Origin of the sequence: Pseudomonas sp. NFACC43, from assembly GCF_900119645.1 — a bacterium.
Lineage (GTDB): Bacteria > Pseudomonadota > Gammaproteobacteria > Pseudomonadales > Pseudomonadaceae > Aquipseudomonas.
Window position 1 is genome coordinate 104,792 of record NZ_FPKK01000004.1, and the last position, 24,263, is coordinate 129,054.

A 24,263-nucleotide genomic window follows, 5' to 3' on the forward strand; every position below is an offset into this window, starting at 1 on the left:
ACGGGGAAAGTCGGCAAGTCTAACCGATGACGCGGGCATTCCGAGAATTGCCGACCATCGACTTGCGCCAGCGAGTGGCCTGCTTGACCCGGTGCGCGCGAAAAGCCCAGGGCGAGTAACCGCCATGGATTGGACGCGAGACATGCCAATGAGTCTGACAGAACATGCCATATAGGCGGCTGGCCTATGATAAAACCTCTATCCGTTCTGCCTTTGTCCTACAGGATCGCTCATGTCGCTCACTGCCAAACCCCTCGCCGGCGTCAAAGTCATCGAACTCGGCACCCTGATCGCCGGCCCTTTCGCTTCGCGGATCTGCGCCGAATTCGGCGCAGAGGTGATCAAGATCGAATCGCCGGACGGCGGCGATCCGCTGCGCAAGTGGCGCAAATTGTATGAAGGCACGTCCCTGTGGTGGTTCGTCCAGGCCCGCAACAAGAAGTCCCTCACCCTGAACCTCAAGCACCCCGAAGGCCTGGACATCCTCAAGAAGCTGATCGGCGACGCCGACATCCTGATCGAGAATTTTCGCCCCGGCGTGCTGGAAAAACTTGGCCTGGGCTGGGACGTGTTGCACGCGCTGAACCCGAAACTGGTCATGGTGCGCCTGTCAGGCTTCGGCCAGACCGGCCCGATGAAGGATCAACCGGGGTTTGGCGCGGTGGGGGAATCCATGGGCGGCCTGCGCTACATCACCGGGTTCGAGGATCGCCCGCCGGTGCGCACCGGGATCTCCATCGGCGACTCCATCGCGGCCCTCTGGGGCGTGATCGGTGCGCTGATGGCCCTGCGTCACCGCGAAGTCAACGGTGGCACCGGGCAAGTGGTGGACGTGGCTTTGTACGAAGCGATCTTCGCCATGATGGAGAGCATGGTCCCGGAATTCGACGTGTTCGGTTTCATTCGCGAACGCACCGGCAACATCATGCCGGGTATCACCCCGTCATCCATCCACACCAGCGCCGACGGCAAGCATGTGCAGATCGGCGCCAACGGCGATGCGATCTTCAGGCGCTTCATGCAGGTCATCGGGCGTGACGACCTGGCCAACGACCCGCAACTGGCCAGCAATGACGGCCGGGACAGCCGCCGCGACGAGTTGTATGGGGTCATCGACCGCTGGGTCAATTCCCTGCCCCTGGACGTCGTCATGGAGCGACTGAACCACGCCGACGTGCCGGCCAGTCGGATCTTCAGCGCCGAAGACATGTTCAGCGACCCACAATTCCTGGCCCGGGAGATGTTCCTGCAGGCCCGGCTGCCGGATGGCAAGCCGTTCAAGATGCCGGGTATCGTACCGAAGCTCTCAGACACACCGGGCAGCAGCGAGTGGGTCGGCCCGGCCCTCGGCGAACACAATGCCCAGGTCCTCGGCGAACTGGGCTTCGATGCGCAGCAGATCGCTCGCCTGCGGTCGGAGGGGGCCATCTGAAGGCACTCGGCACCCGAAACGGGTGCCCCCCTTTTCAGCAGGCAAAAAGAAACCCCGAGAAGTGGGGAGACAACTCGGGGTTAAACGTGACCATTCAAGGTCCGTACAACAAGCGACAAGCACCGGAGCACAATGCTCGCTCTTGTTGGTAAAGGGTCTGACTCGTAAGGACGTAGGAAGGTTCCCACGACCTATCATTCAATTCGTTACGGGGATCACCTTGTCACGCGCCAGATTACGCAGTGCCGCAATCACACAGGGCTCCAGGCGCCCCTCGGCAATCATCACATCGCGATGCAGGCCATCGACCACGTCGGTCAGTTGACGTTTGTCGGTCAATTGCGCCTGGTTGAACATCCGCTCAACCATGATGGCCCCGGAGGCATTCCTGAGCGTCACCAGGCATTCACCCTTGGCGCCGGAAGGCGTCAGTGTGACCTGATAGGGGCTCAAGGCCTCACCCAGCAATAGGCTGATACTTTCCATTCGATCACCCTTCAATAGTCCGAAAACAACTGCATGTGCACAGTAAGTGACCGTGAGCCGCAGCAGAAAGTTCTTCAGCGCACCGAAACGGCTTGCTTCCAACCTGTTCGACCGAGCATGCGCGCCCAATATGACAGGCAAACAACAGTCCTGCCGGGACACGACCGCTTGGTGTCGCGACGCCTTCACTCAGCACGACGCCAGCGCCGCCCCGCATCGCTCCAGCCACCCAGGAGGCCGCGCAACTGCCCATCGGCGCCGTAGAACGGCACCGACCAATGGTAGATATCCCTCAGGCCGCCGTTGAACATCAGTTGGCGATCGATGAACCGAGACTGCCCCGTTCGCAGCTGCTGCATCATTTCCCCATGCAGCAGCTCGGCAGTGGCCGGGGGAAACGCCGTGGAGTCGGTCAGGCGCGTCCCACGCAGCTTTTCGAAGCGGATCGCGAAGTGCTCCTCATAGCTCCTGTTGCACATGAGCAGGCGCCCTTCCAGGTCACGGATGAAGATCGGATCGGGGATGGCATCCATCAACGCCCGCTGGAGCAGCAACTGGTCGTTGAGAATGGCCTCTGCCTTCAGCCGCTGGTCGATCTGCGCCTGCAGGCGACGGTTCCACAGCAGCGACAGCAGGCCGAACACGCCAATCGCCACCACGCACCAATAGCCCCATCGGGACACACGCAGCCAGAGCGATGGCGCCTGGCTGGGCACCACACCCGCCATCCATTTGCTGCGCAGGGCACGCATCTCTTCGGCCGGAAACGCTTCCAGAGCCTTGTTCAGAATACTCAACAGTGGCAGCAGGTCCTGGCGGACAGCCAGATAATCCGGTTCCCACTTGCCCTCAAGGCTGTTTCCTACCTTCAACTGCCCGGCCGGATACAGGTGGACCCCGGTTTCATTCTCGATGGTGGCGTGAGCCTCACGGCTCTCCACCAGCGCCCTCGCCTCGCCGTAGGTCTTGACCGTGCGCAGTTCGATACTGGGGTAGTCGCGCCTGATCTCCGCCTCCAGGGCGTGCCGGGCCGGCAGCGCCAGGATCTTGCCCTTGAGCTGCTCCAGCGAATGGAGCGCCGAGTCCCCGTCACGCCCGACGAAGACCCAGCCCGAACCGCCGAATGCATGGCTGAAGGCAAGGAAGTCCCGGCGCTCGTCATTCATCGCCAGGGTGGTGGTCATGTCGGCTTGGCGGCCCTCCAGCATCGCCAGCAACTGGTCCGGAGAGAATGACTCCCGGTACACGAATTCCAGACCGGTCATTTGTGCGATGCGCTGGAGAATATCGTGGTTCAACCCATTCCACTGCCCCAGCTCATTCTTGAACAGGTACAGGGGAAACTGCATCGACGCCACGACGACCCTGGGGTGCTCCTCGATCCACTTGAGTTCCTGCGTGTCCAGCGCCAGCCCTTGGCCCGCCTTGAACGGTCGTGATTCCAGGGCCGCCAGTTGCGCCGTGCTCGCCCACTGCATCCAGCACATCAGGGCCAGACCTGTCGCCCAGCTCAGCGCTGGTTTGCATTTGATAAAAAACAACATCTGCATTTCCTTCGAGATGGCTCGCCCCGTCCCTCCAAGGGGCGAAAACCCGACCAGTTTGGCATGCAGAAACAAGAAAGCCCGTCAGGAGACGGGCTTCAAAATGTGACAGGTTTCAGCGGTCAGAGCGGCTTGCCGCGGTTGCCATGCTGGCTGACAAAGGCCTGTACGGCTTTCAAGTCATTAGGCAGCACGGTGCAGCGCTCTTCTCGCTCAAACAAATCAGAAAGGTGTGCAGGTAGTTCAAGCGCTTTTCCTACGCCTGCTTTCTCCACCGCGTCCGGGAACTTGACCGGGTGAGCGGTGCCCAGCACCACCATCGGAATGTCCAGGCTGCGACGGCACTCGCGGGCAGCCTTCACGCCGATGGCCGTGTGCGGATCGAGCAGTTCGCCGGATTGCTCGAATACCTCGGCGATGGTTTCGCAGGTCTGCGCATCATCCACGGCCAGGGAGTCGAACAGCTTGCGGGCCTCGGTCCAGCGCTCGGGCTCGACGCTGAAGCCGCCGCCCTGCCTGAAGCTGTCCATGAGGCCGGCAATCGCCGCACCGTTGCGCCCATGCAGGTCGAACAGCAGGCGTTCGAAGTTCGACGACACCATGATGTCCATGGATGGCGACAGCGTGGCGTGCAGGGTTTCCTTGACGTACTGGTTGCCGCTCATGAAGCGGTGCAGGATGTCGTTGCGGTTGGTGGCGACGATCAGCTGATTGATCGGCAGGCCCATGTTGCGCGCCAGGTAGCCAGCGAAGATATCACCGAAGTTGCCAGTGGGCACCGAGAACGCTACCGAGCGGGCCGGGCCGCCCAACTGCAGGGCCGCGTGGAAGTAATAGACGATCTGGGCCATGATCCGCGCCCAGTTGATCGAGTTCACCGCCACCAGGCGTGTGCCCTTGAGGAAGCCCTGGTCGGCGAAGCTGGCCTTGACCATTTCCTGGCAATCGTCGAAGTTGCCTTCGATGGCGATGTTGTGGATGTTTTCGCCGAAAATCGTCGTCATCTGCCGGCGCTGCACTTCCGAAACACGGTTGTGCGGGTGCAGGATGAAGATATCGACGTTCTCGCAGTGCTTGCAGCCTTCGATGGCGGCCGAACCGGTATCGCCGGAGGTCGCGCCGATGATCACCACACGCTCGCCACGCTTTTGCAGCACGTAGTCCAGCAGGCGACCCAGCAGCTGCAGGGCGAAATCCTTGAACGCCAGGGTCGGGCCGTGGAACAGCTCCATCACCCACTCGTTACCGTTGAGCTGACGCAGCGGTGCGATGGCGTTGTGGGAAAAGACGCCGTAGGTTTCTTCCAGGATCTTCTTGAAATCGGCATCCGGGATGCTGCCGGTGACGAACGGGCGCATCACCCGGAACGCCAGCTCGTGATACGGCAGGCCGGCCCAGGAAGCGATTTGCTCCTGGGTGAAACGCGGCAGGTTTTCCGGCACGTAGAGGCCGCCGTCCGTGGCCAGGCCGGCCAGCAGGACATCTTCGAAATTCAGGGCCGGTGCCTGGCCGCGGGTGCTGATATAGCGCATAGGGGCAAACCTTTGGTTTGAGCCTCAAGCTTCAAGCGGCAAGCCTCAAGTGAGAGCAGATCTGCTTTTACCTGGAGCTTGCAGCGTGCTGCTTGCAGCCTTGATTAATTCAAATGCTCGACGCGGATACGGACCACGGGGCCCACCACGCCCTGGAGCGCTTCCAGCGCGGTGATCGCGTCGTTGATGCGCTGCTCGACCACACGGTGGGTCAGCAGGATCATCGGCACCAGGCCATCGTGCTCTTCGACTTCCTTCTGCATGATCGACTCGATGTTGATGCCACGCTCCGAAAGGATACTCGCCACTTGGGCCAACACGCCCGGGTGATCCTTGGCCTGGATACGCAAGTAGTAGGAGCTTTCGCACGCTTCGATCGGAAGAATCGGGTGAGCCGACAACGAGTCTGGCTGGAAGGCCAGGTGAGGCACACGGTTTTCCGGGTCTGAAGTCATGGCGCGAACCACGTCCACCAGGTCGGCCACCACCGAAGAGGCCGTCGGCTCCATGCCAGCGCCAGCGCCGTAGAACAGCGTAGAACCGGAGGCATCGCCGTTGACCATCACCGCGTTCATCACCCCGTTGACGTTGGCGATCAGGCGGTCGGCCGGAATCAGCGTCGGGTGCACGCGCAGTTCGATGCCACTGACGGTGCTGCGTGCCACGCCCAGGTGCTTGATGCGATAGCCCAGGGCTTCGGCATAATTCACATCGGCGGTGGTCAGTTGGGTGATGCCCTCGGTGTAGGCCTTGTCGAACTGCAACGGAATGCCGAACGCGATGGAAGCCAGGATCGTCAGCTTGTGGGCCGCGTCGATGCCTTCCACATCGAATGTCGGGTCGGCCTCTGCGTAGCCCAGGGCCTGGGCTTCGGCGAGTACGTCCTCGAAAGTACGACCCTTCTCGCGCATTTCGGTGAGGATGAAGTTACCGGTACCGTTGATGATGCCGGCGACCCAGTTGATACGGTTGGCCGAGAGGCCTTCGCGAATCGCCTTGATCACCGGGATGCCACCGGCCACGGCGGCTTCGAAAGCCACGATCACGCCCTTCTCCCGGGCCTTGGCGAAAATTTCATTACCGTGAACAGCGATGAGCGCCTTGTTCGCGGTGACCACATGCTTGCCATTGTCGATGGCCTTGAGTACCAGCTCGCGGGCAACGGTATAGCCGCCCACCAGCTCTATGACGATGTCGATCTCAGGGTTCGTGGCCACTTCGAAGACATCGTTGGTAATCGCAATACCGGTCGTCTGGAACTGAGGCTTTGGCGTGCGCGTGGCAATCTGTGCCACCTGGATCCCACGCCCGGCACGACGAGCAATTTCCTCGGCGTTGCGCTGAAGTACGTTGAAGGTGCCGCCACCGACGGTACCTAACCCACAGATGCCTACTTTGACCGGATTCACTCTTGACTCCCCATGAAACGGCCGACACAAGGTCGGCCGTGAAATACAGCCGCGCAGCTACGCGACTTTGTGTTTAACGGCCCGACGAAGGTTTTCGCCGAGCCGTGATCTTCAACAGCGGATCATTCATGCTCATTTCGCGCCAAGGGCCAGTTTGGCGACTTGTGGCGCCGGCTGGTAGCCCGGAATTACCTGACCATCGGCCAAAACAATTGCCGGTGTACCGTTCACACCTATTGACTGACCGAGGGCAAACTGCTTGGAGACCGGGTTCTCGCATTTGGCGGACTTGATTTCCTTACCATCGACCATCTTGTCCATGGCCGCTTTCTTGTCCTTGGAACACCATACCGCCTGCAACTGCTCATCGCCCGGCGATCCCAGGCCCTGGCGCGGGAACGCCACATAGCGCACTTCGATGCCGCGCTTGTTCAGCTCCGGCACTTCGGCGTGCAGCTTGTGGCAATACGGGCAGGTGGTGTCGGTGAACACGGTGATGTGGGACTTGGTCTCGCCCACCGCCGGATACACCACGGTTTCGGCCACCGGGATACCGTTGATCAGCTTGGAAATGCCCTGGCGCTCGGTGAGCTCGGTCAGGTTGACCGGCTTGCCGTCCTTGAGCTCAAACAGGTTGCCCTGGACGATGTACTGGCCATCGGCGCTGGCGTAGAGCACACGACTGCCCTTGAGCTTGACTTCATACAGGCCGGACATGGGGCTGGCGGAGATGGCTTCGATCGGCACTTCGATCTGGAGGTTTTCCAGGCTCTTGCGAATAGCCTTGTCGGCCGCGTCGTCGGCGATGGCAAAGGTGCTGGCCAGCGCAAGGGCGGCGGCGGTGAACAACTGGGTCAAGCGCATGGGGACTCCTGAGGCGAACAAATGGGACGGGAAACGCCGACACGAATTCGGGTTCCAACCGCCCACTGTGCAAACCGCCCAAGCCTACCACATAAGGCTGGCGTGACCGAATGCCGCTGACGCACGACAACACGCAATGCATGAGGACAAGACTTGTGGCGAGGGGCGCTTATCCGCGTGGATGATGCTTCGCATGCAGGTCCTGCAGCCGTGCCCGGGCCACATGGGTATAGATCTGGGTGGTGGACAGGTCGCTATGACCCAACAGCATCTGCACCACCCGCAGGTCGGCACCGTGGTTGAGCAGATGCGTGGCGAAAGCATGACGCAGGGTGTGGGGCGAAAGGGACTTGCCGATCCCGGCCACCTTGGCCTGATGCTTGATACGGTGCCAGAAGGTCTGGCGGGTCATCTGCTCGCCGTTGCGGCTGGGGAACAGGACATCGCTGGGGCGCCCGGCCAGCAGCTCGTTGCGGCCATCGCGCAGGTAACGCTCCACCCATACAATCGCCTCTTCACCCATCGGCACCAGGCGCTCCTTGCTGCCCTTGCCCATCACCCGCAGTACCCCCTGGCGCAGGTTGACCTGTTCCAGGGTGAGGCTGACCAGCTCGGTGACCCGCAGGCCGCAGGCATACAACACCTCCAGCATGGCACGGTCGCGCTGGCCGATGGCTTCACTGAGGTCCGGCGCTGCCAGCAGGGCCTCCACGTCGGCTTCGGACAAGGATTTAGGCAACGGACGGCCCAGTTGCGGCATTTCCACCCGCAGGGTCGGGTCCACCGCGATGAGCTTTTCCCGCAGCAGGTAGCGATAGAACCCACGCAGCCCGGAGAGAAACCGTGCGGTCGAGCGGGGTTTGTAGTTTTGCTCCAGGCGCCACGACAAATGATCGAGGATCAGCTCCCGCCCGGCATGGGCCAGCTCCAGGTTTCTTTCCTGCAACCAGCCATTGAACAGCGCCAGGTCGCTGCGATAGGCGTCTCGAGTGTTATCCGAGAGGCCCTTCTCCAGCCACAGGGCATCGAGAAACTGGTCTATTAGGGGATGATCGATGGCTGGCATAAAGACTCATCAAGGGTGCCGGGGGCACGACATCGAAATGGGAAACGAAAGTAGGCAGGGTGAGCAAAGACCAAATTCCAGGCAACAAAAAAGCAGCCCGCAGGCTGCTTTTTTTTGCATCGGAAGCTGGACTTAAGCCAGTTTTTCCTTGATGCGTGCTGCTTTACCAGACAGGTCGCGCAGGTAGTACAGCTTGGCTTTACGCACGTCACCGCGACGCTTGACAGCCATGCTGTCGATTTGCGGGCTGTAGGTCTGGAAAGTACGCTCTACGCCAACACCGTTGGAGATTTTACGAACGGTGAAAGCACTGTTCACGCCACGGTTGCGCTTGGCGATAACGACGCCTTCGAATGCCTGCAGACGGGAACGGTCACCTTCCTTCACTTTCACCTGGACGACGATGGTGTCGCCTGGGGCAAAGGTAGGGATTTCTTTGGTCATCTGCTCTGCTTCGAGTGCAAGAATGATTTTGTTGGTCATGCTGTGCTCCTAAGGCAAGTCTTTGGACTTACCATCGATACGTTGTGAACTATCGTCCCGCTCGTGGATATATTCCTCGAGCAGCTTCTTCTCTTCTCCAGAAAGCGAGCGGCTTTCCAGAAGATCGGCGCGTCGTTCCCAGGTCCGACCAAGGGACTGCTGTAAACGCCAACGCCGGATGTGCGCGTGGTTGCCACTCAGCAACACGTCGGGAACACGCTGATCCGCATACACCTCCGGTCGGGTGTAGTGCGGGCAATCCAGCAGACCATCCGTAAAGGAATCTTCCTCAGCGGAATCTGCATGCCCTAAAGCTCCAGGCAGCAGTCGTGTAACCGCATCGATCAGGACCATCGCCGGCAGCTCGCCGCCAGACAGTACATAGTCGCCAATCGACCACTCTTCATCGACATGAGCTTCAATGAAACGCTCGTCAATGCCTTCATAACGGCCGGCAATCAGGATCAATGCATCCGAATTCGCCAGCTCGCGTACCGCCGACTGAGTCAGCTGACGGCCTTGGGGCGACAGGTAGATCACCTTCGCACCCTCCCCGGCTGCCGCCCTGGCCTGAACCAGTGCATCTTCCAGGGGCTTGATCTTCATCACCATGCCCGGACCACCGCCAAACGGGCGATCGTCCACAGTGTGATGCCGATCCGTGGTGTAGTCCCGCGGATTCCAACAGGTCAGCTGCAAGAGCTCCTGTTTCACCGCGCGGCTGGTTATGCCGTACTCGCTGATGGCGGAAAACATCTCGGGAAACAGCGTGATGACTTCAACGCGCAAATTGGCCACGTTCAGAAATCCGCATCCCATTCCACCTTCATCTCGCCTGCCTCCAGGTCGACGGCCAACACGCACTGCCCGGTATAGGGCAACAGGCGCTCGCGATCATCCAGGCTGCCGACGCAAGGCTTTACCACCATGACATCGTTCGAACCGGTCTCGAGCAGGTGATCGATTTTCCCGAGCAGTTGCCCGAGTTGGTCGATGACCTTCAGACCAACCAGCTGGTACCAGTAGTACTCGCCGTCGGTCAGTTCAGGGAACAGGTTGCGCGGCACGCAGATCTCATAACCGGCCAGAAGACGTGCTTCTTCACGATCGTCGAGACCCTTGAGCTTCGCGACCAGGAACTTGTCGTTCCCGCGTCCGCTGACCAGCTCAACCTGCTTCACGCTGCCTTCGCGCTTTAGCGTCCAGGCCTTGTAGTTCAACAGGTTCTTGATCGGATCAGTAAAGGAATAAACCTTCACTTCGCCGCGAACGCCATGTACAGAATAGATTTTGCCGACAACGATCAGATCATCAGCATCTTTTGGCGTCGCGTTCATATTGCTCAGGCCGCAGCCTTAGCCGATTCCTTCAACAACTGAGCAACACGCTCAGAAGGTTGTGCACCAACGCTCAGCCAGTAGGCAACACGCTCTTGGTTCACGGACAGACGAACTTCCTGACCACGGGCGATAGGGTTGAAGAAACCAACCTGCTCTTTGTGGGAACCGTCACGCGGGTTGCGGCTGTCGGTTACGGTCAGGTGGTAAAACGGGCGCTTTTTGGAGCCGCCAAGGGCAAGACGGATTGTTAGCATGTGAACATCGTTCCTGTAGTCGGTGCTGCAAATCTAAATGCACAGCGGGCATGGGTGCCCGAAAGGCCGCATATTCTAAGGAATATCCAGACTTTTGCAAATGACTTTTTCCGGCGAGTGCCGGCCTGCCATTCAGATCTGCGACGTTCAGCGCCCGCCGGAGACGGGTTGGCTGGAGATCCCGCGTCCCCGCGGGTAACGCCGGCATGAAGCCGGCGGCTGGATTCTTTACAGCTTGGGCATGCCGCCGCCGGGCAACATACCGCCCATGCCGCGCATCATCTTGGCCATCCCGCCCTTGGCGGAGAATTTCTTCATCATCTTCTGCATCTGCTTGTGCTGCTTGATCAAGCGCCCGATGTCCTGCACCTGGGTGCCGGAACCCATGGCGATCCGACGCTTGCGCGAACCGCTGATCAGGTCAGGGTCGCGGCGCTCGGCCGGGGTCATGGAGTTGATGATGGCTTCCATCTGCTTGAACTGTTTTTCAGCCGCGCTCTGGGCATTGCCCATCTGCGCCAGGTTCACGCCACCGATGCTCGGCAGCTTGTCCATGAGGCCGCCGAGGCCGCCCATGTTCTTCATCTGTTGCAGCTGGTCGCGGAAATCCTCGAGGTCGAAGCCCTTGCCCTTCTTCAGCTTCTTGGCCAGTTTGTCGGCCTTTTCCTTGTCGAGGGTCTGTTCGGCCTGCTCGATCAGGCTGAGCACGTCGCCCATGCCCAGGATGCGCGACGCGATACGCTCGGGGTGGAACGGTTCGAGCGCTTCGCTCTTCTCGCCCATACCGATGAACTTGATCGGTTTGCCGGTGATGGCGCGCACCGACAGCGCGGCACCGCCACGGGCGTCACCGTCGACCTTGGTCAGGATCACACCGGTGAGCGGCAGCGCGTCACCGAACGCCTTGGCGGTGTTGGCCGCATCCTGGCCGGTCATGGCGTCGACCACGAAGAGGGTTTCCACCGGGTTGACCGCGGCGTGCAACGCCTTGATCTCGCCCATCATCTCTTCGTCGATGTGCAGGCGACCGGCGGTGTCGACAATGACCACGTCGATGAACTTGAGCTTCGCTTCCCGGATGGCCGCCTGGGCGATATCCACCGGCTTCTGGCTCAGGTCGGAGGGGAAGAACGTCACGCCGATGTCATTGGCCAGGGTTTCCAGCTGCTTGATCGCTGCAGGGCGGTAGACGTCCGCGGACACCACCATCACCGACTTCTTCTTGCGCTCCTTGAGCAGGCGCGCCAGCTTGCCGGCAGTGGTGGTCTTGCCCGCGCCCTGCAGGCCGGCCATCAACACCACCGCTGGCGGCACGGCGCTCAGGTTCAGGTCCTCGTTGGCAGCGCCCATCAGGCTTTCGAGTTCGGCCTGGACGATCTTCACGAACGCCTGGCCCGGCGTCAGGCTGCGCGACACCTCGGTGCCGACGGCGCGTTCCTTGACCGAATTGACGAAGTCCTTGACCACTGGCAGGGCGACGTCGGCCTCAAGCAACGCCATGCGCACTTCGCGCAGGGTGTCTTTGATGTTGTCCTCGGTCAGTTTCGCCTTGCCGGTGACATGGCGCAGCGTCTGCGAGAGACGGTCGGTTAGGTTTTCAAACATGCGCGATCCTTTCGGGCCCGGATGGGGCCGGGATAATGGCGGCCCAGACCGTGAAGAAATGTGCTCGGCGAGCCTGCGGCGTGGGCAGGTCGCGGATTATAGCGAAGAAGCGTGCGGCGTACACCTGGTGACTCCGGTGGTCTTTCGTACGGTATGGGTTCTATGCCAAACTCAGCGCCTTTCGGGCCTGCCTAACAGGATTTATGCTCCCCTTGTCACCCAGTTTGCTTGCCTCCCTCGCCGCCGCCTGCCTTTATGCCGCTGCGACCCTCTATCAAGGCACCCGCCTGGCCTCCGGCGCCAGGGCGAACAAGCGCCTGCTGGTCACGCTCGGCGTGCTGGCGGTGCTCGGCCACGCGGCCAGCCTTTATACCCACCTGATGACGCCGATCGGCCTGGGCCTGGACTTCTTCAATGCCGCCAGCCTGATCGCCGTGGCCGTGATCGGCCTGACGCTGCTGGCCTGCTCGCGCATCCCGGTGGAGAACCTCCTCGTGCTGCTGTTCCCACTGGGGTTGGCCACGGTGCTGCTGGCGCAGTTCGCGCCATCGGGTACGGTCCAGATCATCGATGAGGAACCGGGGATCCTGGCCCATATCCTGCTGTCGATCCTGGCCTACGGGCTATTCACCATCGCCGTGTTCCAGGCCCTGCTGCTGCTGGTGCAGGACCACCAGCTCAAGCACAAGCACCCTTCCGGGCTGATCCGCAACTTCCCGCCGCTGCAGACCATGGAGAGCCTGCTGTTCGGTTTCCTCTGGGCCGGCTGGACCCTGCTGTCGCTGTCGCTGATCTCCGGCTGGCTGTTCGTCGAGAACCTGTTCGCCCAGCACCTGGTGCACAAGACTCTGCTGGCCTGCCTGGCATGGGTGGTGTTCAGCGTGCTGCTCTGGGGCCGCAACCGTCTCGGCTGGCGCGGCCATAAAGCCATTCGCTGGACCCTGGCCGGCTTCTGCCTGCTGATGCTGGCTTATTTCGGCAGCAAACTGGTCCGCGAATACATCCTGCATATCTGACGGACGGCACTGATGGATAGGTTGCCCGCGGGGCCGCTGCTCGCTGTACTGGTGGTGCTGATCCTCTGGGCGGGGCTGTTCACAGCCATAGAAGCCGCTCGCTCGCACCTGTTGACGCTGCGCCAGGCCTCCCGGAGCGGCGACAAACCCCTGGCGAAGCTGCATTTTCCCCTGACCAGCCTGATCCTGGGCAACACCCTGTGCCGCACCCTGGCGGTGGTGATCGCCACGCTGCTGAGCCTCTTCACCTGGCTGGACAACGGCCCGTGGATCGCCTGGCTCGCCACTGGCGCGGCGTTGCTGGTCCTGGCCGACTACCTGCCTCGCACCCTGGCCCAGCGCTATCCCGATGCGGTGCTGGCGCTGGGCAACGCCCTGCTTGCCGTCCCCTTGAAGCTGGTTTATCCACTGGCCTGGCTGCTGAACGGGCTCAGCGAGCTATTGCTGCGCCCCTTCGCCCGCAAGGCCAGCGCCGTGCAGCAGAGCGATGACGACATGCTCCTGCCCCGCGCCGAACATGACCCTGAACACAGCACCGGGCGTCCCCATCCGGTTTCCGGCATCCACGCCCTGGACAACATCACCGTCAACGACATCCTGGTCCCCCGCAGCGAAGTCGATGGAATCAATCTCGACGACCCCATCGGCGACATCATCGAGCAGTTGCGCCTGAACCGTCGTACCCGGTTGCCGGTTTTCCACAGCGATATCAACCAGGTCGAGGCGGTGCTCAACACCCGCCAGGTCCGCCACCTGCTGGCGGACGCCAGCCTGACCAAGGAAGCACTACTGGCCGCCTGCCACGACCCTTACTTCGTTCCCGAAAGCACACCGCTGCAACTGCAATTGCTGAATTTCCACAAGCAACAGCGCCGCCTGGGCATGGTGGTGGACGAATACGGCGAAGTACTGGGCATCGTCACCCTGGAAGACATCCTCGAGGAGATCGTCGGCGAGTTCGAAAGCGAGCACAGCCTCGACAACCCACACGTTCATCCCCAGCCCGACGGACGCCTGATGATCGATGGTGCGGCGTCGATCCGCGAATTGAACAGGACCCTGGGCTGGCACTTGCCCTGCGACGGTCCCAAGACCCTCAACGGGCTGGTCACCGAAGCGCTGGAGACCATTCCCGAAAGCCCGGTGTGCCTGAAGATCGGCCGCTACCGGCTGGAGATCATCGAAACCGTGGACAACCGCGTCAGCCAGGTACTGGCCTGGCTGTAGAAACAAACGCTCACCGGTGTTCGACCCATAATAATAAATCGCTCCAACGGAGCACATGACTGTCAGGGATAACCGCATGACGACGACCACCACCTGCAACGACGCTGTGCCCGCCCAACCGACAAACTCCACTACCCGCGTGGCGACCGCGAGCTTCATCGGCACCGCCATCGAATTCTACGACTTCTACGTCTATGCCACGGCCGCCGCCCTGGTGATCGGACCGGTATTCTTCCCGCAGACATCCGGCACGGCACAGATGCTGTCGTCCTTCCTGACATTCGGTATCGCCTTCCTCGCCCGCCCGTTGGGTTCGGCGCTGTTCGGTCACTTCGGCGACCGGATCGGGCGCAAGTCCACCCTGGTGGCCTCCCTGCTGCTCATGGGCATCTGCACCACGCTTATCGGCGTGCTGCCCGGCTACGCCAGCATTGGCGCCTGGGCACCGTTGCTGCTCTGCCTGCTGCGCTTCGGCCAAGGCCTGGGGCTGGGAGGCGAATGGGGCGGGGCCGCACTGCTGGCCACGGAGAATGCGCCCAAAGGCAAGCGCGCCTGGTTCGGCATGTTCCCCCAACTGGGCCCCTCCATCGGTTTCCTGGCGGCCAACGGGCTGTTCCTGAGCCTGGCCATGGGCCTGGACGACGAGCAGTTTCGCTCCTGGGGCTGGCGGATCCCGTTCCTGCTCAGCGCCGTGCTGGTGATCGTCGGCCTCTATGTGCGCCTCAAGCTCCATGAAACGCCGGTCTTCGCCAATGCCGTGGCCCGTCAGGAGCGGGTGAAGGTGCCGCTGGTGGAGCTGTTCAGCCAGTATTGGGCACCGACGTTGCTGGGCGCGGCGGCGATGGTGGTGTGCTACGCGCTGTTCTACATTTCAACGGTGTTTTCCCTGAGCTACGGGGTCGCCACCCTCGGCTACAGCCGAGAGACATTCCTGGCCCTGCTGTGCTTCGCCGTGCTGTTCATGGCCGCCGCCACGCCCTTGTCGGCCTGGGCCAGCGATCGCTTCGGCCGCAAACCGGTGCTGATCGTTGGTGGCGTGCTGGCGATTGCCTCGGGCTTTCTCATGGAACCCCTGCTGACCCACGGCTCGACCTGGGCCGTGGCCCTGTTCCTGTGCGTCGAGCTGTTCCTGATGGGCGTGACCTTCGCGCCGATGGGCGCCTTGCTGCCGGAACTGTTCCCCACGCATGTGCGTTATACCGGCGCTTCGGCGGCTTATAACCTGGGAGGCATCGTCGGCGCCTCGGCTGCCCCGTTCTTCGCCCAGAAGCTGGTGGCAATGGGCGGCCTGGGCTATGTCGGTGGCTACGTATCCGCGGCTGCGGTACTGAGCGTGATCGCCGTGCTGTGCCTGAAGGAAACCCGTCATAACGACCTGAACCGGGTTGCCTGACCCTCATCGTGGCGAGGGGGTTCGCTCCCTCGTCCACCCGCCCATCGCCAAACCTGTCACAAAGCTGAACGCCTCCCAATGAAATAACCGCTAACAATCCCCCACCATTGAAACCGCCCCCCACCTGCCCCATCTAAGAGCCATACTCCATTGCGCAGGTGCCCCAATGAGCGACCAGCACTCTACTGAAGCCACGAACGACTACGCAGATTCCGAACACATCGAACATACCGTTTCCGGAACCGGCCTCGCCCTGCCCGGCCAAAGCCTGCCGGACAAGGTCTACATCATTCCCATCCACAATCGCCCGTTCTTCCCGGCCCAGGTGCTGCCGGTCATCGTCAATGAAGAACCCTGGGCCGAAACCCTGGAACTGGTAGCCAAGTCCGAACATCATTCCCTGGCCCTGTTCTTCATGGACACGCCCCAGGAAGACCCGCGCCATTTCGACACCTCGGCCCTGCCGCTGTACGGCACGCTGGTCAAGGTCCATCACGCCAGCCGTGAAGCCGGCAAGCTGCAATTCGTCGCCCAGGGCCTGACCCGGGTGCGCATTCGCACCTGGCTCAAGCATCACCGCCCGCCGTACCTGGTGGAAGTCGAATACCCCCACCAGCCGAGCGAGCCGACCGACGAGGTCAAGGCCTATGGCATGGCGCTGATCAATGCGATCAAGGAACTGCTGCCGCTCAATCCGCTGTACAGCGAAGAGCTGAAGAACTACCTCAACCGCTTCAGCCCCAACGACCCATCGCCGCTGACCGACTTCGCCGCCGCGCTCACCTCCGCCACCGGCAATGAGCTGCAGGAAGTACTCGACTGCGTGCCGATGCTCAAGCGCATGGAAAAAGTGCTGCCGATGCTGCGCAAGGAAGTGGAAGTGGTGCGCCTGCAGAAGGAGATTTCCGCCGAGGTCAACAGCAAGATCGGCGAACATCAGCGCCAGTTCTTCCTCAAGGAACAGCTCAAGGTCATCCAGCAGGAACTGGGGCTGACCAAGGACGACCGCAGCGCCGACCTCGAACAGTTCGAACAGCGGCTGGAGGGCAAGACACTGCCGTCCCAGGCCCGCAAGCGCATCGACGAGGAAATGAACAAGCTCTCCATCCTGGAGACCGGCTCGCCGGAATACGCCGTTACCCGCAATTACCTCGACTGGGCGACCTCGGTGCCATGGGGCGTGTACGGCCAGGACAAGCTCGACCTCAAGCATGCCCGCAAGGTGCTGGACCAGCACCACGCCGGCCTGGACGACATCAAGGACCGCATCCTGGAGTTCCTCGCCGTTGGCGCCTACAAAGGCGAGATCAGCGGCTCCATCGTACTGCTGGTGGGACCGCCCGGAGTGGGCAAGACCAGCGTGGGCAAGTCCATCGCCGAATCCCTCGGCCGGCCGTTCTACCGCTTCAGCGTCGGCGGCATGCGCGACGAAGCCGAGATCAAGGGCCACCGGCGCACCTACATCGGCGCCCAACCGGGCAAGCTGGTGCAGGCGCTCAAGGACGTCGAGGTGATGAACCCGGTGATCATGCTCGACGAGATCGACAAGATGGGCCAGAGCTACCAGGGCGACCCGGCCTCGGCCTTGCTGGAAACCCTCGACCCGGAACAGAACGTCGAATTCCTCGACCACTACCTGGACATGCGCCTGGACCTGTCGAAGGTGCTCTTCGTCTGCACCGCCAACACCCTGGATTCGATCCCCGGCCCGTTGCTGGACCGGATGGAAGTGATTCGCCTGTCGGGCTACATCACCGAAGAGAAGATCGCCATCGCCAAACGCCACCTGTGGCCCAAGCAGCTGGCCAAGGCCGGCGTGTCCAAGGGCAGCCTGAGCATCAGCGACAGCGCCCTCAAGGCGCTGATCGATGGTTATGCCCGAGAGGCCGGGGTGCGACAGTTGGAGAAACAGCTGGGCAAACTGGTACGCAAGGCCGTGATGAAGCTGATCGAGGACCCGAAGGCCGTGATCAAGCTCGGGCCGAAGGATCTCGAGGCCTCTCTGGGCAAACCGGTGTTCCGCAACGAGCAGGTGCTCTCGGGCGTCGGGGTGATCACCGGCCTGGCCTGGACCAGCATGGGCGGCGCCACCCTGCCGATCGAAGCGACCCGCATCCACACCCTGAATCGCGGTTTCAAGCTCACCGGACAGTTGGGGGAAGTCATGAAGGAGTCGGCGGAAATCGCCCACAGCTACGTCAGCTCACACCTGAAACAGTTCGGCGGCGATCCGAAATTCTTCGACGAGGCCTTCGTCCACCTGCATGTTCCCGAAGGCGCAACCCCCAAGGACGGCCCGAGCGCCGGGGTGACCATGGCCAGCGCCCTGCTGTCCCTGGCGCGCAACCAGCCACCGAAGAAAGCCGTCGCCATGACCGGCGAACTCACCCTGACCGGGCATGTGCTGCCGATCGGCGGCGTGCGGGAAAAAGTCATCGCGGCACGGCGGCAGAAAATCTTCGAACTGATCCTGCCGGAAGCCAACCGGGGCAACTTCGAGGAACTGCCGGACTACCTCAAGGAAGGCGTCACGGTGCACTTCGCCAAGCGGTTCGCGGATGTGGCGAAGGTGTTGTTCTGAGGGTTTTATAGACGCTGTACCGGCCTCATCGCGAGCCTGCTCGCGATGGCGCCATCAGCAACACCACATACCCGCCTGACACACCCGGTAGCATCTTCGGTTATGCTCGCCGTTCGTCGTGAATGCCGGAGCCCTTGCCCCAATGTCCCTCACTCGCCTGTTCGTACCTCTCAGCCTCGCCCTGCTGAGCGCCTGCGCCACGCAAACCAGCAACAACGTGACCGTGGAAAAACTGAGCCAGTGCCCGGTAAGGCTCAACAACGGACAGAACCTGATCCTGAGCCTGCCCAGCAATCCCAGCACCGGTTATCGCTGGGCGGTCCAGGATTCGGCCGGCGGTGTGCTGAAAGCACTGGGCCCCGAGGTGTACCGCAACCCGGAGGACGCCGGTATCGTCGGAGCTGCCGGGGTTTCGACCTGGCGCTTCCAGGCATTCAACCCGGGCACCGGCCGGCTGCGCCTGACTTATCAACAGCCCTGGGCCCCTGAAGTACCGCCCGTGGAGACCTTCGACTGCGCTATCGCGGTGAAATGAGCATGGGCTGGCTGATCCTCGCTCTGATGGGAGCGGCCACCTACCTGTATGGCCTGAGCGTGCATGCCTCGCTGCTGTGCCTGCTGGTCAAGCCGATGCCGGTGCTGGCGCTGCTGGGTTGGCTGCACGATGCGCCGCCCGGCGACTATCGACGCTGGATCAGTCTCGGGCTGATTTTTTCGCTGGCGGGCGACGTACTGCTGGCGTGGCCGGGCGACTTGTTCGTGTTCGGCCTTGGCGCGTTTCTCCTGGCGCACCTGGCCTACCTCAAAGCCTACCTCAGCGATTGCCGCCGACCGGCGCTGCTGCCCTTGGCCCTGGCCTTGGGCATCGGTGCGGTGCTCCTGGCAATCCTGGTGTCGAGCGGTCTCGGGCCGTTGCTGGTGCCAGTGGTGATCTACGGCCTAGTCATCAGCGCCATGCTCTGGCGGGCGTTGGCACGCCTGGGCACCAACGTGCCCAAGCGTTCGGCAGGGCTGGCCGCCGCCGGGGCGCTGGCGTTTGTGTTTTCCGACAGCCTCATCGGCATCAACCGGTTCGTGCACCCCTTCCATGCCGCGCCTTACCTGATCATCATCAGTTATTGGCTGGGCCAATGGGGCATTACAGCGTCGGCGTTCGCCCGAAAGCCACAGTGAGCCAGATAAGGTGGGAGCGAACTTGCTCGTGATAGCGGTCTGTCAGTCAACATTATGGCCGGCTGAACCATCGCCATCGCGAGCAAGCTCGCTCCCGCAGCATTTTTGGTTAAAATGCCGGCCTTTTCACCACCCATGCCGCTGGAATCGCCGTGAGCAAAGAGTCCGACCGCCTATTCGCCCAACCCCTGGCCCAAGTGCCTGACTTCGCGTTCAACGAGGACGTAGTGCGGGTGTTTCCGGACATGATCAAGCGTTCGGTGCCAGGCTACCCGACCATCGTCGAAAACCTCGGCGTGCTCGCCGCGCAATTCGCCCAGCCGGGCAGCGTGCTCTACGATCTCGGCTCTTCCTTGGGCGCGGTGACCCAGGCCCTGCGCCGTCATGTGCGCACTGATGGTTGCCGGGTGATCGCGGTGGACAACTCGGCGGCCATGGTGGAGCGCTGCCGCGAATACCTCAACGGCCAGGACTCGATGTTCCAGGAGCTGCTGCCGGTGGAAGTGATCGAAGGCGACATCCTGGCCCTGGACTTCCAGCCGGCTTCGGTGGTCGCGCTGAACTTCACCCTGCAATTCATTGCGCGGCCGCAGCGCACCGAGCTGCTGAGCCGAATCCGCCAATCCCTGTTGCCCGGTGGCGCCCTGATCCTCTCGGAAAAACTGCGTTTCAACGACCCCGAGGAACACGCCCTGCTCACCGACCTGCACGTGGCGTTCAAGCGCGCCAACGGCTACAGCGAGCTGGAGATTGCCCAGAAACGCAGCGCCATCGAAAACGTCATGAAGCCCGACAGCCTCGAAGAACACCGCGAACGCCTGCTGGCGGCCGGGTTCTCGAAAGTCGTGCCGTGGTTCCAGTGTCTTAACTTCGCCTCGTTGATTGCCCTGCCATGATCGATCTGTCTCCCCTCGCCCGCCGTCTGGCCGGTACACCCCTGGCCGACTGGGCCGCGACGCTGCAGTCGCAGCTCGATATCAAGATGCAGAAAGGCCATGGCGATCTCGAACGCTGGCAGAACGCCCTGGATGCCCTGCCGTCGCTGCAACCGACCCGGATAGACCTGCTGAACAGTCTGACGCTCGACACCGAGTGCAGCGATGAAACCCGCGCCCAGATGCGCACCGCCCTGATGGGCCTTTCCCCATGGCGCAAAGGCCCGTTCGAGCTGTTCGGCGTGCACGTGGACACCGAATGGCGTTCGGACTGGAAGTGGTCACGGGTGGCACCGCACCTGGACCTCAAGGGCAAGTGCATCCTCGATGTGGGCTGCGGCAACGGCTACTACATGTGGCGAATGCTGGGGGCCGGGGCAGACACCGTGATCGGCGTCGACCCCAACTGGCTGTTCTTCTGCCAGTTCCAGGCGGTGCAGCGCTACCTTTCGCAGCCCAACGCCTGGCACCTGCCGTTCCCCTTCGAAGACCTGCCGCCGGACCTCGAAGGCTTCGACACGGTGTTTTCCATGGGCGTGTTCTACCACCGCCGCTCCCCCATCGAACACCTGCTGGCCTTGAAGGACTGTCTGGTGAAAGGCGGCGAACTGGTGTTGGAAACCCTGGTGATCGAGGGTAACGAGCATCAGGTGCTGGTCCCCGAGGACCGCTATGCGCAGATGCGCAACGTCTGGTTCCTGCCGTCGGTTCCAGCCCTGGAGCGCTGGCTGCGCCGGGCCGGGTTCAGCGATGTGCGGTGTGTGGACGTGAGCCTGACGACCGTGGAAGAACAGCGCAGCACCGAGTGGATGAAGTATCAGTCGCTGAGCGACTTCCTTGACCCTGCTGACCATGGCAAGACCATCGAAGGGCTACCGGCACCGATGCGGGCGGTGATCGTGGCGCGTAAATAAATCGCCCAACCACCACGAACCTCTGGAAGCGAGCCGGCTCGCGAAGGCAGTGGTTCAGTCACAGGGATGTCGGGCTTGCCGGCCTCATCGCGAGCAAGCTCGCTCCCATAGGTTCTTGTGTGGTGTGCGGATGCTGTGAATACACACAGGGGGCCGGTATCTAGTCTGTGGCCTTGGCTCTACGCGCCTTGAAGAACTCGCTCAGCACCGTGCTGCACTCCTCGGCCAGCACGCCGCCTTCGTACATCACGCGATGGTTCAGGAAACCCTGGCTGAAGAACTGCCCTTGGCTCTGCACGATGCCGGCCTTGGGCTCCAGGGCACCATAGACGACCCGGGCAATGCGCGAGTGAACGATCAGGCCGGCGCACATGCTGCACGGTTCCAGCGTGACGTAGAGGGTGCTGCCGGGCAGGCGATAGTTGCGCATGGCCTGGGCCGCGGCGCGGATGGCGACCATTTCCGCATGGGCACTGGGATCGTGACCGCTGATCGGGCAATTGAAGCCGCGTCCGATGATCTCGCCGTCCTGCACCAACACCGCTCCCACCGGCACCTCACCCAGGGCGGCACCCTGGGCGGCAAGGGCCAGGGCTTCGCGCATGAAATCCTGGTCACGGCTGCGGTCGATGATCCTGGCGGGACGAATCTGGCGCATCACGCCACCTCGATGGCGGCCATCAGGCCGGTTTCCATGTGATCAATCACATGGCAGTGGAACATCCACACCCCAGGGTTATCCGCCACCAGCGCCACCTGCGCCCGCTCGTTCTTGCCCAACAGGTAGGTGTCGGTGAAATACGGCACGACCTTGTGCCGGTTGGACGCGATCACCTTGAAGCTCATCCCGTGCAAATGGATCGGGTGCTGGTACTGGGTCATGTTCTTCAATTCGAAAATGTAGCTCTGGCCTTTCTTCAGGGTAGCGATCGGCCGGTCGGCGCAGGTCTTGTCGGTGATGTCCCAGGCCTTGCCGTTGATCTGCCACAGGCTCGGCGGCTTGCCGTTGTCCACATTGACCGACACCGAACCGACCCACTCGAAATTGAAGTTGAGTTTCTCGGCATTGGCCAGGTCCGGCTCGGCCACCGGGTTGGCCGGCAATGCTGGCGGCCAGGCAGTGGGGGCATCGCTGTTGGCGACCGACCGCAAGGTGCCCAGGCGTACCGGGCCGTTGCGCAACGACAACTCTTCTCCGGCCGCCGGTGCCTTGATGGCCAGGCAGATGCGCATGCCCGGGCCCAGCCAGTACTCCTTGCCCAGCGGGCGCGGCTCGACGGGGTTGCCGTCCAGGGCGTAGATCTGCGCCTCGACGCCGGGAATGTTGATGCGATAGGTCAGGGTGTTATCCAGGTTGAGCAGGCGCACCCGGGTGATCTGCCCCGCCGGCAGGTCGATCACCGCCTGCGGCACGCCGTTGATGGTCGAAAGCCGCCCGGCCGTGCCGCCACGGGCGGCCTCGCGAGGGATGCTGAACTCCACGAACTGGCCTTGCTCGTCTACATGCCAGCTCTTGAGGCTCAGGGTCTGTTCGTACTTGAACCCGGTAGGCTCGCGCTCCTCGACGATCAACGGCCCCACCAGTCCCCGTCCGAGCTCTTCGCTGCTGTTGACGTGAGGGTGATACCAATAGCTGCCGGCGTCCGGCACACGGAACTCGTAATCGAAGTATTCGCCCGGCAGCACCGGCAGTTGCGAAACGTACGGCACGCCATCCATTTCCAGCGGCAGACGGATTCCGTGCCAGTGGATCGTGGTGGCAACCGGCAGGCGGTTGATGAAGCGCACCCGCAACCACTCGCCCTGACGTACCCGCAGCTCGGTGCCCGGGGCCGACGGACCGAACGCCCAGGCCTGGGTCTTGTGCCCGGCCACCAGCTCGACGTCCAGGGGCGCCGCGATCAGCTCATAGTCATGACCGGCCTGGGCATCGGCCATCCTGCCCAACCAATACCGCGAAGCCCCTCCCGCCCCGACGCCAACGACAACAAGACCGGCCAGGCCACCGAGTATTTGGCGACGGGTAAAGGACATGAACGCAACCACCTATTGAATCTGCGGCGAACCGGCAGGTCCGCAAAAGGCGAATACGATACACCCGCGATTGAGAAATATTAAGTGAAGGATTGTCGCGGATAAGTAATGTCAGCTAGCCGATTTGCGTGCCGTGACAATCCATGCCGCGCCGTCAATCATCACCGACCGCTCGCCGGGGAGACCCGCGAAGGCGGCGCGAACCGCGGCCCAGGCGTGGGCACGGATGTCGTCGGGCTGATCAGCGAGCACAAGCGACAGCGGGCCACCCTCGAATGCCATCTTCACGGCGTCGTCGATCGCCGCGTCCCGAGTCTCGCCTTGGCCGAACGAGATGGAAGCATCGAAGGGCGCGATAGTGATATCGGTGAAGCCGGCCGTTGTCAGGATGCGCTCCACGCGCCCCCGGTCGCCGAACGAGAATGGGCCGGGCACGTCAGGACCGGGCGGCGCGGGCAGCGGGACAATGTCCTTGATCGCGATCATGGGCAGACGCACCCAATCGTTCTCGGCCACGCCGCGCCAGCAGACGAAAGCGACCCGCCCGCCCGGTCGGAGCGCGCGTCGCATATGAGTGAACGCCGCTGTCGGATCGTCGAAAAACATCACGCCGAAACGCGAGAACAGCATATCGAACGCGCCCTCGGGCAGCTCGGCGCTGCTGGCGTCGGCCACTTGGAACAGGACCGGCGTATCCTGTGGCGCAAGTGCGCGCGCACGGCCAATCAACGGCTCGGATATGTCCACGCCCAGCACTTGGCCGCCCGCGCCGACGCGGGCGGCCAGATCCAGACTCGATGCGCCCGCGCCACAGCCGACGTCCAGCACCCGCTCACCCGTCGCGGGCGCGGCGGCTTCGATCGCGGCCTGGCCGAATACCGCAAACATGGCGTCGAGCCGGGCCTGGTTGACGGCCCAGTACTCCCCGCTTTGGCCATTCCAGTCGGCGACCTGATAGGTTTTTTGCTCTGTCAT

23 protein-coding genes are annotated in these 24,263 nt (G+C 62.3%); 9 read left to right on the plus strand and 14 right to left on the minus strand.

Annotated features, from left to right (window positions below; genetic code table 11):
• Positions 1–232: 232 nt before the first annotated feature.
• Positions 233–1,432, plus strand: coding sequence for a CaiB/BaiF CoA transferase family protein (locus BT179_RS09095; protein ID WP_072388079.1), 1,200 nt, complete (start codon positions 233–235; stop codon positions 1,430–1,432).
• 198 nt (positions 1,433–1,630) lie between these two features.
• Here the strand turns inward: BT179_RS09095 and BT179_RS09100 are convergent, their stop codons facing one another.
• The 11 genes from BT179_RS09100 to ffh all read right to left on the minus strand — a co-directional run bounded on the left by BT179_RS09100 (position 1,631) and on the right by ffh (position 12,015).
• The gene (locus BT179_RS09100; RefSeq protein ID WP_072388080.1) at positions 1,631–1,918 is read right to left on the minus strand and encodes a DUF3509 domain-containing protein; all 288 of its coding nucleotides are present in this window, start codon (positions 1,916–1,918) and stop codon (positions 1,631–1,633) included.
• Between the two features lie 185 nt (positions 1,919–2,103).
• A complete protein-coding gene (locus BT179_RS09105; RefSeq protein WP_072388082.1) occupies positions 2,104–3,462 on the minus strand; it encodes a transporter substrate-binding domain-containing protein in 1,359 nt (452 codons plus the stop codon).
• A 122-nt stretch (positions 3,463–3,584) separates the two neighbouring features.
• Positions 3,585–4,994, minus strand: coding sequence for a threonine synthase (gene thrC, locus BT179_RS09110; RefSeq protein WP_072388084.1), 1,410 nt, complete (start codon positions 4,992–4,994; stop codon positions 3,585–3,587).
• Between the two features lie 104 nt (positions 4,995–5,098).
• Entirely contained in the window at positions 5,099–6,403 is a 1,305-nt protein-coding gene (locus BT179_RS09115; protein WP_072388086.1) for a homoserine dehydrogenase, read from the minus strand.
• Positions 6,404–6,535: 132 nt separating this feature from the next.
• Positions 6,536–7,267 carry a DsbC family protein gene (locus tag BT179_RS09120; RefSeq protein ID WP_072388088.1) on the minus strand — a complete coding sequence of 244 codons (732 nt, stop codon included), beginning with the start codon at positions 7,265–7,267 and terminating at the stop codon, positions 6,536–6,538.
• Positions 7,268–7,436: 169 nt separating this feature from the next.
• Entirely contained in the window at positions 7,437–8,333 is an 897-nt protein-coding gene (gene xerD, locus BT179_RS09125; RefSeq protein ID WP_072430825.1) for a site-specific tyrosine recombinase XerD, read from the minus strand.
• 132 nt (positions 8,334–8,465) lie between these two features.
• Positions 8,466–8,816: a 50S ribosomal protein L19 gene (rplS, locus tag BT179_RS09130; protein WP_003175895.1), complete on the minus strand. Its 351-nt coding sequence runs from the start codon at positions 8,814–8,816 to the stop codon at positions 8,466–8,468.
• A 9-nt stretch (positions 8,817–8,825) separates the two neighbouring features.
• Positions 8,826–9,635 (minus strand): tRNA (guanosine(37)-N1)-methyltransferase TrmD, encoded by an 810-nt coding sequence (gene trmD, locus BT179_RS09135; protein WP_172834632.1) that lies wholly within the window; start codon positions 9,633–9,635, stop codon positions 8,826–8,828.
• Positions 9,617–10,153 (minus strand): ribosome maturation factor RimM, encoded by a 537-nt coding sequence (gene rimM / locus BT179_RS09140; RefSeq protein ID WP_053152601.1) that lies wholly within the window; start codon positions 10,151–10,153, stop codon positions 9,617–9,619. The genes trmD and rimM overlap by 19 nt, the downstream gene beginning before the upstream one ends.
• 5 nt (positions 10,154–10,158) lie before the next feature.
• Positions 10,159–10,410, minus strand: coding sequence for a 30S ribosomal protein S16 (gene rpsP / locus BT179_RS09145; protein ID WP_007927680.1), 252 nt, complete (start codon positions 10,408–10,410; stop codon positions 10,159–10,161).
• A 228-nt stretch (positions 10,411–10,638) separates the two neighbouring features.
• Positions 10,639–12,015, minus strand: a complete 1,377-nt coding sequence (ffh, locus tag BT179_RS09150; protein WP_072388092.1) for a signal recognition particle protein — start codon at positions 12,013–12,015, stop codon at positions 10,639–10,641.
• 203 nt (positions 12,016–12,218) lie between these two features.
• Between ffh and BT179_RS09155 the strand changes: the two genes are divergently transcribed.
• From BT179_RS09155 to cmoB, 8 genes are all read left to right on the plus strand, one after another.
• The gene (locus tag BT179_RS09155) at positions 12,219–13,031 is read left to right on the plus strand and encodes a cytochrome C assembly family protein (RefSeq protein ID WP_072388094.1); all 813 of its coding nucleotides are present in this window, start codon (positions 12,219–12,221) and stop codon (positions 13,029–13,031) included.
• Between the two features lie 12 nt (positions 13,032–13,043).
• The gene (locus BT179_RS09160) at positions 13,044–14,258 is read left to right on the plus strand and encodes a CNNM domain-containing protein (protein WP_072388096.1); all 1,215 of its coding nucleotides are present in this window, start codon (positions 13,044–13,046) and stop codon (positions 14,256–14,258) included.
• A 76-nt stretch (positions 14,259–14,334) separates the two neighbouring features.
• On the plus strand, positions 14,335–15,651 hold the full coding sequence (locus tag BT179_RS09165) for an MFS transporter (protein ID WP_072388098.1): 1,317 nt from the start codon (positions 14,335–14,337) through the stop codon (positions 15,649–15,651).
• A gap of 166 nt (positions 15,652–15,817) precedes the next feature.
• On the plus strand, positions 15,818–18,232 hold the full coding sequence (gene lon, locus BT179_RS09170) for an endopeptidase La (protein ID WP_072430824.1): 2,415 nt from the start codon (positions 15,818–15,820) through the stop codon (positions 18,230–18,232).
• 142 nt (positions 18,233–18,374) lie between these two features.
• Entirely contained in the window at positions 18,375–18,767 is a 393-nt protein-coding gene (locus tag BT179_RS09175) for a protease inhibitor I42 family protein (RefSeq protein ID WP_072388102.1), read from the plus strand.
• Positions 18,768–18,769: 2 nt separating this feature from the next.
• Positions 18,770–19,405 carry a lysoplasmalogenase gene (locus BT179_RS09180; RefSeq protein WP_072388104.1) on the plus strand — a complete coding sequence of 212 codons (636 nt, stop codon included), beginning with the start codon at positions 18,770–18,772 and terminating at the stop codon, positions 19,403–19,405.
• A 152-nt stretch (positions 19,406–19,557) separates the two neighbouring features.
• A complete protein-coding gene (cmoA, locus tag BT179_RS09185) occupies positions 19,558–20,301 on the plus strand; it encodes a carboxy-S-adenosyl-L-methionine synthase CmoA (RefSeq protein ID WP_072388106.1) in 744 nt (247 codons plus the stop codon).
• Positions 20,298–21,254 (plus strand): tRNA 5-methoxyuridine(34)/uridine 5-oxyacetic acid(34) synthase CmoB, encoded by a 957-nt coding sequence (gene cmoB / locus BT179_RS09190; RefSeq protein ID WP_072430823.1) that lies wholly within the window; start codon positions 20,298–20,300, stop codon positions 21,252–21,254. Before cmoA ends, cmoB begins: the two co-directional genes overlap by 4 nt.
• Positions 21,255–21,414: 160 nt before the next feature.
• Here the strand turns inward: cmoB and tadA are convergent, their stop codons facing one another.
• The 3 genes from tadA to BT179_RS09205 form a co-directional block, all read right to left on the minus strand.
• Positions 21,415–21,912: a tRNA adenosine(34) deaminase TadA gene (tadA, locus tag BT179_RS09195; protein WP_072388110.1), complete on the minus strand. Its 498-nt coding sequence runs from the start codon at positions 21,910–21,912 to the stop codon at positions 21,415–21,417.
• Entirely contained in the window at positions 21,912–23,288 is a 1,377-nt protein-coding gene (locus tag BT179_RS09200) for a multicopper oxidase family protein (RefSeq protein WP_072430822.1), read from the minus strand. The genes tadA and BT179_RS09200 overlap by 1 nt, the downstream gene beginning before the upstream one ends.
• 111 nt (positions 23,289–23,399) lie before the next feature.
• Complete coding sequence (locus tag BT179_RS09205) at positions 23,400–24,263, minus strand: class I SAM-dependent methyltransferase (RefSeq protein WP_072388114.1); 864 nt, start codon at positions 24,261–24,263, stop codon at positions 23,400–23,402.